The following is a 12,444-nucleotide window of genomic DNA, read 5'->3' as shown; positions in this document are numbered from 1 at the left end:
GCTGCCGCTTAAAAAATACACCCTAGTAGCTAAATCCTTAAAAGCTTTAGAGTGAATTAGACTTTGGCAAGCCTTAGACTTTGAAGTGCTTGTAAGCTCACTTTGACTAAAAGCATTTAACGCCTCATCTAGTTGAGTTTTTATGCTTTGATTTTTAGGATCTTTCAAGGCTTGATTTTTTAAATCTGCTATATTTTGGGCTTTGCTTTTTTGAGTATTATCAACTATAAATGCCAAAAGCAAAACACTTTCTTTATCCACAAAAAGCACTTTAAAACACTGCTCATCATTTCCCACGCTAAAATCAAGCTCTTTGGCAGAATTTTGTAAATTTGATAAGTCTTCATTTTTTATATTTGCTACATTACTCATTAAAGCTATACTTGAAAGACTTTCATTTTTTAATACATAAGCACTTATATCATTGATAAAAGTTTTTAAATTTCCCAAAGCTTGAGCCGTGCTTGCTTCATCTTTACTTGTGCTAAATTTTGGCAGGGCAACCGCAGCTAAAACCCCAAGTATAATTACCACAAATACAAGCTCTATAATAGTAAAAGCCTTTTTCATAACACACCTTGTAAATTTTTTACTTTAGGGCTTATAAGATCATCTTCTATATTTACAAATTCTTTACGCTCATAAGCTTCACAAGCTGCTCTTGCTATCATCAAAGCATTGTCTGAGCAATACTCAAGTGGAGCTAGCAAAAGCTCACATTGATAGCTTTGACATAAATGCTCTATTTGACTTCTTAAGCTTAAATTTGCACTAGCTCCACCTACTATACCAAAGCACTTAAATTTATACTCTTTAAAAATTTTTTCTAACTTGTTTAAAATATGAGCTATAGCTGCTTTTTGAAATGCAAAGGCGATTTTACTTTTACGCTCTAAGCTTAACTCTTCTTTTAAAATTTCCAAACGCACTTGGTTTTTAAGTCCTGAAAAGCTATAAGCTAAGTCTTTAGAATGAAGCAAAGGTATACTAAATTCTAAATCACTTTCTTTTGCATTTTTAGCTAAATTTTCTATGATAGCTCCACCAGGATATCCAAGATCCATCATCTTAGCTACTTTATCAAAACTTTCTCCAAAGCTATCATCGGTTGTTCTTGCTAGCTCTGTGATTTTACCTTGCCCATCGATAAAAAGCACCATAGTATGCCCACCACTTACAAGCAACACACCCATATCAAAACTAGCTTTTTTATCTAAAAACATAGAGTAAATATGCCCTTTTAGATGATTGATAGCTATGAGTGGTAAATTTAAACTAATAGCAAGCATTTTAGCCATAGCAACCCCACCTATCAAACTCACACTAAGACCAGGTTCATTTGTAACTGCTATGGCGCAAAGCTTATCAAAGTATTTTTGGCATTTTTCTAAAATTTTAGGTAAGGCTTCACTGTGCAATCTTGCTGCAAGCTCAGGCACCACCCCTCCATAAACACTATGAGCATTTTCTTGAGAAATTTTTGTATGAAAAATGCATTCAAAGCTATTTTTATCTATAATAGCAATAGAACTATCATCACAAGAGCTTTCTATAGCAAGGATTAAGCTTTTCATTGAAATTCCACTAAAATCATACCGATAAATTTGTCTTTTTCTTCTGCTTTTTCTATGACTTTTACAGGTATGTTTGCTTTTTTAATTTCTTTAAAATTTGTCTTTTTTTCCAAAGCTTGATTGGTTAAATTTGCATTTTTTAACTCATAAAATTCCACTCTATAAATTTTTCTTTTTTTATCTAAAGAATAACGACTTTGCATTTGATTTTTGCTAATTTCTATACCACTTTCATCAATGCCTCTATCAAAACCTATAACATTAACTCTTACGCCAACAATAGAAGGAATTTTAAAGCTATTTTTTACCATAATTTTTTGAGCAAAAGTTGTTTGTATATTTTTTCCATCTACTATCATTTCAACACTATCTAGAGCATTTGAAAATTCAAAGTATTCAGGATATAGTCTTGTTTGCAAGCGATTGCCGTAATTGACTGAGTATGAATTAGCATTTGAAATCACAGCTGTAATTTCATTGCTTGCTTCATAATTTAAAGCTTGATTAACAGGGAAAGGTAAGAAATTTATAGCATTAGTAGGTTTGTCAAGATAAAGTAAAATTTTATCATTAAAAAGTCTTACTTCTAAAGGCTTTTCAATAGCTCTATAAACTCCATTTGGAGTTAAATCAAAAGTTCTTTGAAATTCTATATTTGCCTTTTTTAAATAATACTCCACCGCCAAAAGATGATAATACACTCTTAAATGTGTAGGTAAATTTTTGCTCGCTTCGTTAGCAAAGGCCGCTTTGTGATTTGACACTACAAAATAAGTCAAAGCCTTTAACATATCTTTATCATTACTTTCTTGGGTTTTGGTGTTTTTTAAATGATATTGGTGTTCTTCTTTTACCAAAGCTTTATTGATATTTTCCACCGCTTCTTTAGCTATACTTTCTAAGTCTGCATATTTAGTAGAATTTACCTCACTTTGATCAATAATGCTAGTGTTACCCCAGCGGTTTGGGTTTTTATCCTTACTTTCATATTGTGGTCTATAAAAACCGCTTCCATCGTGTAAATTTATGACCATATTAACTTCGGGATCCAAAATAAGCTTTTTTATACGCTCTATAGTGTGAAAATCAGGATCGCTTTCATCTATATGAGCAAATTTTCTATTTAAATCTCCAAAATTTCCCCTATTTCTAGCGATAATACTTTCAAAAGCCAAATTTGGCGCAACGATGATTTTACCTTTAGTGATATTATAATCACTCAAAAGCAAGCTAGCCGCATGAAATCCACCTGGCTCATCTCCTTGCATACCTCCAAGGATTAAAACTGTGTTGTTATCACCTAAACTTTTTCCTTTTTCTTTAACACTAAATTCTAAAGCAAAAACCACATTTATAAAAATCAAAACACTTAAAAAATATCTCACTTCACTTCCTTGTTTAAATAAAGCCTTACTTGTTTATCGTACTCAAAAACATCTTCAATTTGGTTAATCTTTGGCACACCAAAATGATCTAATGCTTTGAAAATTCCTTTAGCTATGTCTAAAAACTGTGCTTTTTGGGCTAAAAATTGATACACCATATACTCATTTGCACTATTTATAATCACACCTAAATCAGGCTCTTTCAAAAGTTCATCTTTGAGTGAAAATATAGGATATTTTTTTAAACTAATTTTTTCAAATTTTAAACTTGAAATGGCTAGTAAATCTAAATTTTCTATAAAGCTTTGATCATGCTCATCTAAAATCGCTTGAGCTATAGATAAACGCATATTTGCATGAGAAAAATACGCGCTTATACCACCATCTTTAAATTCACACAAAGCATGCACTAAAGATTTTCTTTCTATCAAAGCATCTATTTGCTTAATACCATAAAGATGATAAGCTTCAATGATTTCAAAAAGCTTATTGCACATACTAGCACTATCTATGGTGATCTTAGTCCCCATACTCCAGCTAGGGTGTTTAAGGGCTTCTTTTACGCTGACATTTTTTAAATCTTTGATTTTATAATTATAAAAAGCCCCGCCACTTGCTGTGATGAAAAGCTTTTTAATATCTTTTCTTTTATCTATCAAACACTTTAATGCTGCGTGTTCGCTATCTATGGCTTTAATCTTAGAAGTGTCAAAAAATTTCCCTGCTACTACTAGGCTTTCTTTGTTTGCTAAGGCTAAGGTTTTGCCAAGTTTTTGCGCCATAAGACTTGAGTTTAACCCTGCAAAACCTACTATAGCATTTACCACTAAAGAGCTTTTACACTCAGTTATCATCGCTTTTAAGCCCTCTTGGCCACAAAAAACATTATCATGATCAACTAAGGTTTTATCTTTTTCATCTTGAATACATACAAATTTAGGCTTAAAAAGAGCTATTTGCTCATTTAAAAGCTTGATATTTTTACCACAAGATAAAGCTTCTATGCTTATATTTTTTTCTTTAGCGATAAAAAGAGTATTAACCCCTATACTTCCCGTGCTTCCAAGTACAATCATACTAAAGTTGCCATTGCAAATGCTGCAATGATAACAGCATCAATTCTATCTAAAACTCCCCCATGTCCTGGGATTAAATTACCACTATCTTTAATACCTGCTTGTCTTTTAAAATAACTCTCAAGTAAATCCCCTATCACAGCAAAAATAGCTACGATTAAAGATATATAAATACTTTTTACCAAGCTAAATTCAAAAGAGCCTATGATAGTTCCTAAAATCCCCGCACAAACTATGCCACCCACAACCCCTTCTAAAGTTTTATTTGGACTTGTTGGAGAAAAAGCTCTCTCACCAATGAGTTTTCCTATAAAATACGCTCCACTATCACAAGCAACAACAATCACTATAAGCCAAAACAATACAAACATACCCTCATAGCTTAATACTTGATAAAGCATTAAAATAGGCAAAGTAGGATATATATAAGGCATAAGCTCATTTAAATTTTCACTTTTTTTATAAACTAAATATCCCAAAATCAAAATCAAAGCCATAAGGCCTATAAAGAAAGGTTTGTCTAAAAATGCTCCTATTGCAAAAATACATAAAGCTACAAAAGCACTTGCATGTTTGCTTTTAAACATAGCTTTTGCTTCATTAAATGCCAAAAACAATAAAACACCAAAAATAGCAAAATTAATCAAAAAATTATCCACTAAAGCAACAACAGCTATCACAGCTATCATCACAATAGCACTAAGAATTCTTGTCTTTGAAAACATTTTTATCCTTTCTATATACTTAAATCAAGCAAATGAGAACTTTTTTTAACTACTTCTTGTTCTTCTTGTTCTTCTTCATCTTCTTGCTCTTGTTCTTGATGATGCTTAGAATGCTTTTTTTCTTCCTCTTGCCTTTCTTTTACTTCATCACTTACTTCATGAGTTTGATTAACTTTTTCAAGTTTTTCAACTGCCTTTTCTTTTGCTTGAAATTCACTCATATTTACTAAAGTTGCAAAAGAATCTTTTGCTAATTCGTTACTTGCTTGTGCTGAATGTACTGGCGCATTTTGGTTAGCAAAATGAATGCCACCTATGGGACTTATAGGCATACTTACTCCTTTAAAATGCTTAAAGTCTTATAATTTGTATAATTTACAAAAGCCTTCTCTCTCACCTTAACAAAATTCTTACTCGTATAATCGACCAAATAAGCTCCAGAGCTTAGCTTGGAAAATTCCACACAAAGCTTTGCTGCAAATTCTAGCACTAATTGACTTATTTTTAATTTATTTGAAGTAATGATCACATGTGCACTAGGATAATCTTTCACATGCAACCAAATATCATCTTTTTTAGCTATTTTTAACAAATATTCATTAGCTTTTTCATTGCGTCCTACGCTGATTTTAAACTCATCAAAATAAAAGCTGCTAACTCCCACATTTAGTTCTTCTTTTTTAGTTTTTTTAGTTTTTTTAGGCATTAAAACTTCTAATTCTCGTAAAGAAGTGCTTTTAACAATTAAGTCTTTTAAATTTATTAAAAAATCAAGTTTTTCACTTAAAATTTCTCTTTCTATATTGACATTTTTAGCCTTTTGTTTTAATTTTTTTGCCATTTTATAAAATTCATTCGCACTGTTTTTAGGAGTATCTTCGAGATTAAAAGCAAGCTCATTTGCATTAAAATCTTGTAAAATAAATTCTCTTTGATAATCTTTTAAAGAATTTAAATTAGCAAATAAAACATCTGCTTTTTGGCTTAATTCTTGAGCCTTTTTTAATAAATCACTTTCTTGCTCTAAATTTTCTATACTCTCTTTAAGAGTAAAGATTTTTTTATCTACATTTAAAAGTTTATTTTCTTTAATATCTTTTATGCGCTCTTGCTGTAACTTTTTAGCACTTTCTTTAAAATATGCATTAAAATCATCAATTTTTATAAATTCTTCTTTGATTTCATAAGCTCTTAGTGCTTGAAGTTTTTCGCCTATTTTTACAACGCGGTAGCTTTTATCTATATGACGCAAAGCTTCTATGATAATATCATCGGCGTCTGTGATGATTACATTGGTGTTTTTTCCTGTAAATTCAAAATAAATCTTAGCTCCATAAGCTTTGTAAGATTTTTCTGATAAAACTTCAAAAGATAAAATTCTATTATTTTCTAATACTTCTAAATTTAAAATCTTTGCATTAGAGAAGTATTTTTTTAGCATAAAATCAAAAGGCGCATTATAGACTTTTGCTTGGAGTTTATCTTGGTAAATTCCACTTTTTCCACGCGTTAAGTCTAGTACAAAAGCTTGATGATCTAAGCTAAGCTCTAAGATATTATCATCAAGGCGTTTGAGATAATTTAGTCTTTGAAATTGTTTAAAATAATCTTTTATTTGTATTAAATCTGTATATTTCATAAATATATTATAAAATATTTTGATGAATTTATGAGGTTTTTTATGAGTGAAAAAATTCCCTATCCTTGTGTGATTTTATGTGGTGGAAAGTCTTCACGCATGGGAGAAGATAAAAGCTTATTACAAGTAGATGATAAAAACTTAACTCTTTATCAGTATGAAAAAATGTCAAGGATTTTCACCCAAGTTTTTATTAGCAGCAAAAAAGATAAATTTCATCAAAAAAACTTAGCACTTATTTTAGATGAAGATTTAAACAACTACTCCCCACTCATTGCCTTAAATTCCATACTTAAACATTTTAAAAATACCTATGTATTTATCCTTAGCGTGGATACTCCAAACATAAACAAAGAAAGTTTTTACAAGCTTTTTGATCATCTAAAATCACAAAATATACTCTTAGCAAGTACAAAAAAACACAAGCATTATTTATGTGGATTTTATCATGGTAGAATTTTTGGAAAAACTTTGCAATTTTTACAAGAAAACAACCACAAACTAGCCTTTTTTTGTGATACAATGAAAGCAGAATTTATAGAATTTGAAAATGAAAATGAATTTATAAATTTAAATTATTTTAATGAATACAAAAAGTGGCTTCGTGAAAAAGACAATTCTACCTATACTATGTGCCTTTAGTGCTTTAAAAAATCTTGGCACAGAAAAATCATACAATCCTTTTGGTATTAGCACGCATAATCTTAGTTATTTTATGCCTGTTTCTTATAATTTTAGCAAAAAAGATTATAAAAGCCTAAATTTCAAATTAGTCTTAAAAAAACTCTTTTTGAAAATCTTTTAAGTTTAAATGAAAGTTACAACATAGGCTATACACAAATTTCATGGTGGCAACTTTATGAACATTCATCGCTTTTTAGAGAGACTAATTATTTGCCTGAATTTTTCATCAATTTTCCTATAAGTGGGCATGGAACTACGGTGAGAATCTTATTGAGTATAATAAATCTTCGAGCAGATTCTTAAGTGGAATTTTGCTAATATATTAAAATGGAAAAATTTTGCTTTATTAAGTTTATCATTAATAATGAAAAGTCTTTTAAAAGATTATGTGAGTTGTTTAATTATATTAAAATTTTAAAAGATGAAAATTTACAAATAGAAGATTTATACACAGATGAAAGTATATATAATTTTTATAGCAAAAAAGAATTAGAATATTTCTCAAGCAAAGATTGCTGGGAACTTGATGATATTTTTGATTGTATAGGAAATGGAGAATATTATTTTCATTCCATAGAAAAAATAGAGGAAAATATTGCCAAATTATATTTTTACCCCGTTTCTTTTCCTTATGGTGGAGTTGAACCTATAATCGAGTTTATAAAATCATTCCAAATGAAAATTCTTACAATTGATTGTGGTTATATGGAAGAATTTGAATATTAAAAGTCTTTTAAGACTTTTAATATTAAAGCAAGCAAAACGCTATAACACTACCTAATATAAGCAAAGAGCCATTAAAACACAAAAAGGTTGGTATACAAGTATCTTTGATATGATCGCCTTGCTTATCTGCATTGAGCCCTACACTCACCCCCAAAGTCGTTTCACTAGCAGGTGATCCTGCATCACCTAAAGCTCCAGCAACGCCGATGATAAAAATAATCGCAGCAGGTGAAAAACCAAGCTCTATACATATAGGACAAAATAAAGCAGCAATGATAGGAATAGTACCAAAAGAACTACCTATGCCTATGGTGATTAAAAGCCCTATAGCTAGCATGATAAAAATAGCTAAAAAGTGACTTTGCTCCATAAAAGGCACACTTGTTTTTACAAGCTCAGCTATACCACCACTTTGTTTTAAAACCTCTCCATACCCCGAAGCAACAAGCATTACAAAAGCTATATAACCCATGATTTTAAGCCCATCATCAAAAACCAGATTAACTTTGTTATACTCTACTCCACCTAAAATCACCATCAACACAAAACCCAAAAGCCCTGATAAAGGTAAATTGTGCGTTAAAATTTGTAAAATCAAAGTCAATCCAAGACCAGCTAAAACACCCCACTCTTTTTTGCTCATTTTTAAATTTTCAAAATCCACTTTGGCAATTTGCTCTTCTTGATATTCTCTTGGTTTAGCATAAAATACAAACACAGCCAAAAATAAACCAACTAACATACAAATAGCCGCAAAAGCCATAGTTTGAGAAACTTCTCCTAGGCTAATTTGCACTCCATTTGAATTTAAATTATCCACAAGCAAAGTTTGAAAAATAAGCCCAAATCCCAAAGGCACGACCATATAAGGTGTGGTAAGTCCAAAAGTTAACGCACAAGCAATAGCCCTGCGATCTATTTTTAATTTATTAAAAAGTTTCAACAAAGGCGGAATCAATAAAGGCACAAAAGCTACATGGATAGGAATTAAATTTTGTGAAAAACAAGCAATAAGCGCTAAAGAAAGTATAAGTAAATATTTTTTATGTGAAATATAATGCGAAACTATTTTAATCAAATATGCTGTTAGATTAGTTTTTGATATAGCAGCAGCTACCGCTCCAAGCAAAATATAACTTAGTGCTGTTTGTAAATTTCCTTGCATACCATCGATTAAAACTTTCATAGAATCCATCATAGCTTGTGGAAGTTGAGTAAAAAACTCTATCAATGTCAAATGCTCTACATTCATAAATTTAGACCAAATGCCTACAAAAAGTCCAGAAAGCAAAACACTAAGCAAAACATTAAACCTAAAAAAGCACAAAAGCGTCATTAATAAAACGCCTATAAACACCGGATTAGTTAAAAGCATTACATTCCTTAAATTAAAATAATTGCACATTTTAAATAATTTTCTTTAAAATACCATTTAAGTTTAAAAAATTTAAGCAAAAATTGCAAAATAAAAGCATAAAATGATAGTTTTTACTTTAAAAAGGATACAAATGAGAAGTGATGCGATCAAAAAAGGACACTTAAAAGCACCAAATCGCTCTTTGCTTAGAGCATGTGGCTTAAATGATGAAGATTTTAATAAGCCTTTTATAGGTGTGGCAAATAGCTATATAGATATCATTCCTGGGCATTTTTTCTTAAATGAATATGCAAAAATCATTAAAGATGAAATTCGTAAAAATGGTTGCATTCCTTTTGAATTTAACACCATAGGTGTGGATGATGGTATAGCGATGGGGCATGATGGTATGCTTTATTCTTTGCCAAGTCGTGAAATCATTGCAAACTCTATTGAAACAGTGATGAATGCGCACCAACTTGATGCACTAATTTGTATCCCAAATTGCGATAAAATCACTCCAGGTATGCTCATGGGAGCTTTAAGAGTTAATGTGCCGACTATTTTTGTTAGTGGTGGGCCTATGAGAGCTGGGGTAAATAAACATGGAGAAAAAATCAGTCTAAGTTCTGTTTTTGAAGCAGTGGGTGCTTATGAGGCTAAAAAAATCAATGAAGATGATTTAAAAGATATAGAATGTAAAGCTTGTCCTAGCGGGGGATCATGCTCGGGCATGTTTACTGCAAATTCTATGAATACTTTATGTGAAGCTATGGGTATAGCACTAGAAGGAAATGGAACTATTTTAGCACTTAGCAAAGAAAGAGAAGAACTTTTAAGAAAAGCTGCGCGTAGAATTTGTGAAATTGCACTAGATGAGCATTTTAAAATTCGCAATATCATCACTAAAAAGTCCATTAGCAATGCTTTAGTTGTTGATATGGCTATGGGCGGAAGCTCAAATACTATCTTACATATGCTTGCCATTGCTTATGAAGCGGGTGTAAATTTGGATATAAAAGAACTTAATCACATCAGTGCTAATGTGGCCCATATAGCCAAAATCGCTCCATCTTTAAACACAATATATATGGAAGATATACACAAAGCAGGTGGAGTGAGTGCGGTAATGGCTGAAATAGCTAAAAAACCAGGCCATATTTTAGAACTTGACACTCTAGATATTAGTGGAAAAACTTTAAAAGAACGCATTGAAACTGCTAGCATTAAAGATGAAAATATTATAAGAAAAATAGACAATGCCTATTCAAATGTAGGTGGACTTGCTGTGCTTTTTGGAAATTTAGCCGAGCAAGGCTGTGTGATAAAAACTGCAGGTATCATGGGCGAGCGTAAATTCAAAGGCAAAGCAGTTTGTTTTAACTCTCAAGAAGAAGCCATTAAAGGCATTATAAAAGGCAAAGTTAAAGAAGGCAATGTATGTGTAATACGCTATGAAGGACCAAAAGGTGGACCCGGTATGCAAGAAATGCTTAGTCCAACCTCATTGCTTACAGGCATGGGACTTGGTGCTAAAGTAGCACTTATAACAGATGGACGTTTTAGTGGGGCCACAAGAGGGCTTAGCATAGGACATATCTCTCCTGAAGCTGCTGAAGGTGGACTTATAGCGCTTTTAGAAGATGGTGATGAGATAGAAATTGATGTAGATGCTTATAATATTAATGTAAAATTAACCCAAGATGAAATCGCTAAACGCAAAGCAAATTTTAAAATACCTCATAAGCAAGTAAATTCAAGATGGCTTAAAATGTACCAAAAACTTGTAAGTAATGCTAGCAAGGGTGGTGTTTTGGACTTAGAATAATTTTCTTAATTTCTTTAAGAAATTAAGAAATATCTTTTTAAATGTAAAACAAATATGAAAAATTATGTTAAAGTGGCCGGGAGAAAGGGATTCGAACCCCTGGAGGTGTGACCCTCAACGGTTTTCAAGACCGCCGCTTTCGACCACTCAGCCATCTCCCGTAAAAGAATAAAAATATCAAGTATTAACATCGCATTGGAGGCGACATCCGGATTCGAACCGGAGATCAAGGCTTTGCAGGCCCATGCCTTACCGCTTGGCTATGTCGCCTTGAGTTACCAAAAAGTGGTGCCCGAGGCCGGACTTGAACCGGCACGGAAGAAAAATTCCGAGGGATTTTAAGTCCCTTGTGTCTACCAATTCCACCACCCGGGCGGGTGATTAATGGAGCGGGAAACGAGATTCGAACTCGCGACCCCAACCTTGGCAAGGTTGTGCTCTACCCCTGAGCTATTCCCGCAAATAAGTTGAAATTATACAATTTAAAACTTAAATACACATAAAATGCACTTAACATTGGCTTGTAATCGTCATAATTTTTCTATTTAAAAAGAATTAATTTTATTTTTTTCTAATTTTTTCAGCAGTAAAATACACGATCAAAATTACACAAGGAGTATAAATGTTTAAATTTAACAGTTTATCTAATAAGCTAACTATGATAGCTTGTTTTCTAATAGCAATTATACTAATAGTTGTAAATATAATTAGCTATTATGAATCTAAAAAAAACACCGCCTATTATCTTGAAGCAATTCAAACAAAAACTATGCTAGATGTCAATTCAGCTTATGAAATATACTCAAAAAGCAAAAGGAATGCAATTGAATCTATAGTTAAATTTATACAAAAAAATCCGCAAGTTAACACAAACGAATTGTTTGATATTCTTGAAACAATTAAAGAATCTGCTGGATTTAATGTAGTATATGTAGGTTTTGATAATGATGGAAAACTATATCAATCCAACAGAATAATAAGAAGTCCTGAAACCACAGGTTTTGATGCTAGAACAAGATCATGGTATCAAGAAGCTAAAGCAGAAGGGAAGCTAGTTGTATCTAATCCATATAAAAGTATAGAAGATGATTCTATAACTGTTTCATATACAGCACCAGTATATATTAATGGAAAACTTTTAGCAGTGATTGGGGGTGATTATAACCTTCATACTTTTGCAAAAGATGTACTTGTAATGGGTCATTCTGATAGCTCTTATGCAGGTGTGTATGACAAAGAAGGAACAATAGTTTTCCACGAAGACAAAGATAGAATGCTAACAAAAAATGATCTAAGCATCAACATAGCTAATGCTATTAAAGCAAATCCTGATTTAATTAATCCTTCTAAAGAAGAAACTTTATTCTATGCTAAAGATCAAGAAGGCAAAACTCAAGTAGTAACTTGTAACCAAACTTTAAATCCTAAATATGTTGTTTGCTCTGTTACT

Annotated in this window: 12 protein-coding genes, 4 tRNA genes and 1 pseudogene; 5 read left to right on the top strand and 12 right to left on the bottom strand. The window is 31.6% G+C overall.

Annotated features, from left to right (window positions below; all coding sequences use genetic code 11):
• The 7 genes from CAMP5053_RS07630 to CAMP5053_RS07600 form a co-directional block, all read right to left on the bottom strand.
• Nucleotides 1–570: type II secretion system protein (locus CAMP5053_RS07630; RefSeq protein WP_337217588.1), on the bottom strand; the 570-nt coding region annotated here is incomplete at its 3' end.
• On the bottom strand, nt 567–1,574 hold the full coding sequence (gene tsaD / locus CAMP5053_RS07625) for a tRNA (adenosine(37)-N6)-threonylcarbamoyltransferase complex transferase subunit TsaD (protein WP_337217587.1): 1,008 nt from the start codon (nt 1,572–1,574) through the stop codon (nt 567–569). The genes CAMP5053_RS07630 and tsaD, both read right to left, overlap by 4 nt.
• The gene (locus CAMP5053_RS07620; RefSeq protein WP_087700496.1) at nt 1,571–2,959 is read right to left on the bottom strand and encodes a M99 family carboxypeptidase catalytic domain-containing protein; all 1,389 of its coding nucleotides are present in this window, start codon (nt 2,957–2,959) and stop codon (nt 1,571–1,573) included. Before CAMP5053_RS07620 ends, tsaD begins: the two co-directional genes overlap by 4 nt.
• On the bottom strand, nt 2,956–4,035 hold the full coding sequence (gene dxr / locus CAMP5053_RS07615) for a 1-deoxy-D-xylulose-5-phosphate reductoisomerase (RefSeq protein WP_337217586.1): 1,080 nt from the start codon (nt 4,033–4,035) through the stop codon (nt 2,956–2,958). Before dxr ends, CAMP5053_RS07620 begins: the two co-directional genes overlap by 4 nt.
• Nucleotides 4,032–4,760: a phosphatidate cytidylyltransferase gene (locus CAMP5053_RS07610; RefSeq protein ID WP_087700494.1), complete on the bottom strand. Its 729-nt coding sequence runs from the start codon at nt 4,758–4,760 to the stop codon at nt 4,032–4,034. Before CAMP5053_RS07610 ends, dxr begins: the two co-directional genes overlap by 4 nt.
• An 11-nt stretch (nt 4,761–4,771) precedes the next feature.
• On the bottom strand, nt 4,772–5,092 hold the full coding sequence (locus tag CAMP5053_RS07605; protein WP_087700493.1) for a hypothetical protein: 321 nt from the start codon (nt 5,090–5,092) through the stop codon (nt 4,772–4,774).
• Nucleotides 5,093–5,094: 2 nt separating this feature from the next.
• Nucleotides 5,095–6,399, bottom strand: coding sequence for an NFACT RNA binding domain-containing protein (locus CAMP5053_RS07600; protein WP_337217585.1), 1,305 nt, complete (start codon nt 6,397–6,399; stop codon nt 5,095–5,097).
• A gap of 42 nt (nt 6,400–6,441) precedes the next feature.
• Between CAMP5053_RS07600 and CAMP5053_RS07595 the strand changes: the two genes are divergently transcribed.
• From CAMP5053_RS07595 to CAMP5053_RS07585, 3 genes and pseudogenes are all read left to right on the top strand, one after another.
• Complete coding sequence (locus CAMP5053_RS07595; RefSeq protein WP_214100770.1) at nt 6,442–7,041, top strand: molybdenum cofactor guanylyltransferase; 600 nt, start codon at nt 6,442–6,444, stop codon at nt 7,039–7,041.
• A gap of 1 nt (nt 7,042) precedes the next feature.
• Nucleotides 7,043–7,323 (top strand): annotated as a pseudogene (locus CAMP5053_RS07590) (phospholipase A); the annotation flags it as partial.
• An 87-nt stretch (nt 7,324–7,410) separates the two neighbouring features.
• Complete coding sequence (locus CAMP5053_RS07585) at nt 7,411–7,809, top strand: hypothetical protein (protein WP_087700490.1); 399 nt, start codon at nt 7,411–7,413, stop codon at nt 7,807–7,809.
• Nucleotides 7,810–7,831: 22 nt separating this feature from the next.
• Here CAMP5053_RS07585 and CAMP5053_RS07580 read toward each other — a convergent pair whose 3' ends face one another.
• Nucleotides 7,832–9,184 carry a Na+/H+ antiporter NhaC family protein gene (locus tag CAMP5053_RS07580; RefSeq protein ID WP_391527402.1) on the bottom strand — a complete coding sequence of 451 codons (1,353 nt, stop codon included), beginning with the start codon at nt 9,182–9,184 and terminating at the stop codon, nt 7,832–7,834.
• Between the two features lie 133 nt (nt 9,185–9,317).
• Between CAMP5053_RS07580 and ilvD the strand changes: the two genes are divergently transcribed.
• The gene (ilvD, locus tag CAMP5053_RS07575) at nt 9,318–10,994 is read left to right on the top strand and encodes a dihydroxy-acid dehydratase (RefSeq protein ID WP_261545402.1); all 1,677 of its coding nucleotides are present in this window, start codon (nt 9,318–9,320) and stop codon (nt 10,992–10,994) included.
• 73 nt (nt 10,995–11,067) lie between these two features.
• On the opposite strand, the gene CAMP5053_RS07570 is transcribed toward ilvD, so the two are convergent.
• The 4 genes from CAMP5053_RS07570 to CAMP5053_RS07555 form a co-directional block, all read right to left on the bottom strand.
• Nucleotides 11,068–11,155, bottom strand: a tRNA-Ser gene (locus CAMP5053_RS07570).
• Nucleotides 11,156–11,190: 35 nt separating this feature from the next.
• Nucleotides 11,191–11,264, bottom strand: a tRNA-Cys gene (locus CAMP5053_RS07565).
• 16 nt (nt 11,265–11,280) lie between these two features.
• Nucleotides 11,281–11,369 (bottom strand) — tRNA-Leu (locus tag CAMP5053_RS07560).
• Between the two features lie 10 nt (nt 11,370–11,379).
• Nucleotides 11,380–11,454: transfer RNA gene (locus CAMP5053_RS07555), tRNA-Gly, on the bottom strand.
• A 162-nt stretch (nt 11,455–11,616) separates the two neighbouring features.
• On the opposite strand from CAMP5053_RS07555, the gene CAMP5053_RS07550 reads away from it, so the two are divergent.
• Nucleotides 11,617–12,444: cache domain-containing protein (locus CAMP5053_RS07550; RefSeq protein WP_337217583.1), on the top strand; the 828-nt coding region annotated here is incomplete at its 3' end.

Origin of the sequence: Campylobacter sp. S4:11, assembly GCF_024723695.1 — a bacterium.
Taxonomy (GTDB): domain Bacteria; phylum Campylobacterota; class Campylobacteria; order Campylobacterales; family Campylobacteraceae; genus Campylobacter_D; species Campylobacter_D jejuni_C.
The sequence above is the reverse complement of the archived record's forward strand: the minus strand, read 5'-3'. Positions and strand labels throughout refer to the sequence as shown.

Excerpts from the sequence above, each read along its gene's own strand:
- tsaD (WP_337217587.1), bottom strand. The coding sequence starts at position 1,574 with ATGAAAAGCTTAATCCTTGCTATAGAAAGCTCTTGTGATGATAGTTCT.
- CAMP5053_RS07595 (WP_214100770.1), top strand. The coding sequence starts at position 6,442 with ATGAGTGAAAAAATTCCCTATCCTTGTGTGATTTTATGTGGTGGAAAG.
- ilvD (WP_261545402.1), top strand. The coding sequence starts at position 9,318 with ATGAGAAGTGATGCGATCAAAAAAGGACACTTAAAAGCACCAAATCGC.
- CAMP5053_RS07600 (WP_337217585.1), bottom strand. The coding sequence starts at position 6,399 with ATGAAATATACAGATTTAATACAAATAAAAGATTATTTTAAACAATTT.
- CAMP5053_RS07580 (WP_391527402.1), bottom strand. The coding sequence starts at position 9,184 with ATGCTTTTAACTAATCCGGTGTTTATAGGCGTTTTATTAATGACGCTT.
- CAMP5053_RS07585 (WP_087700490.1), top strand. The coding sequence starts at position 7,411 with ATGGAAAAATTTTGCTTTATTAAGTTTATCATTAATAATGAAAAGTCT.
- CAMP5053_RS07605 (WP_087700493.1), bottom strand. The coding sequence starts at position 5,092 with ATGCCTATAAGTCCCATAGGTGGCATTCATTTTGCTAACCAAAATGCG.
- dxr (WP_337217586.1), bottom strand. The coding sequence starts at position 4,035 with ATGATTGTACTTGGAAGCACGGGAAGTATAGGGGTTAATACTCTTTTT.
- CAMP5053_RS07610 (WP_087700494.1), bottom strand. The coding sequence starts at position 4,760 with ATGTTTTCAAAGACAAGAATTCTTAGTGCTATTGTGATGATAGCTGTG.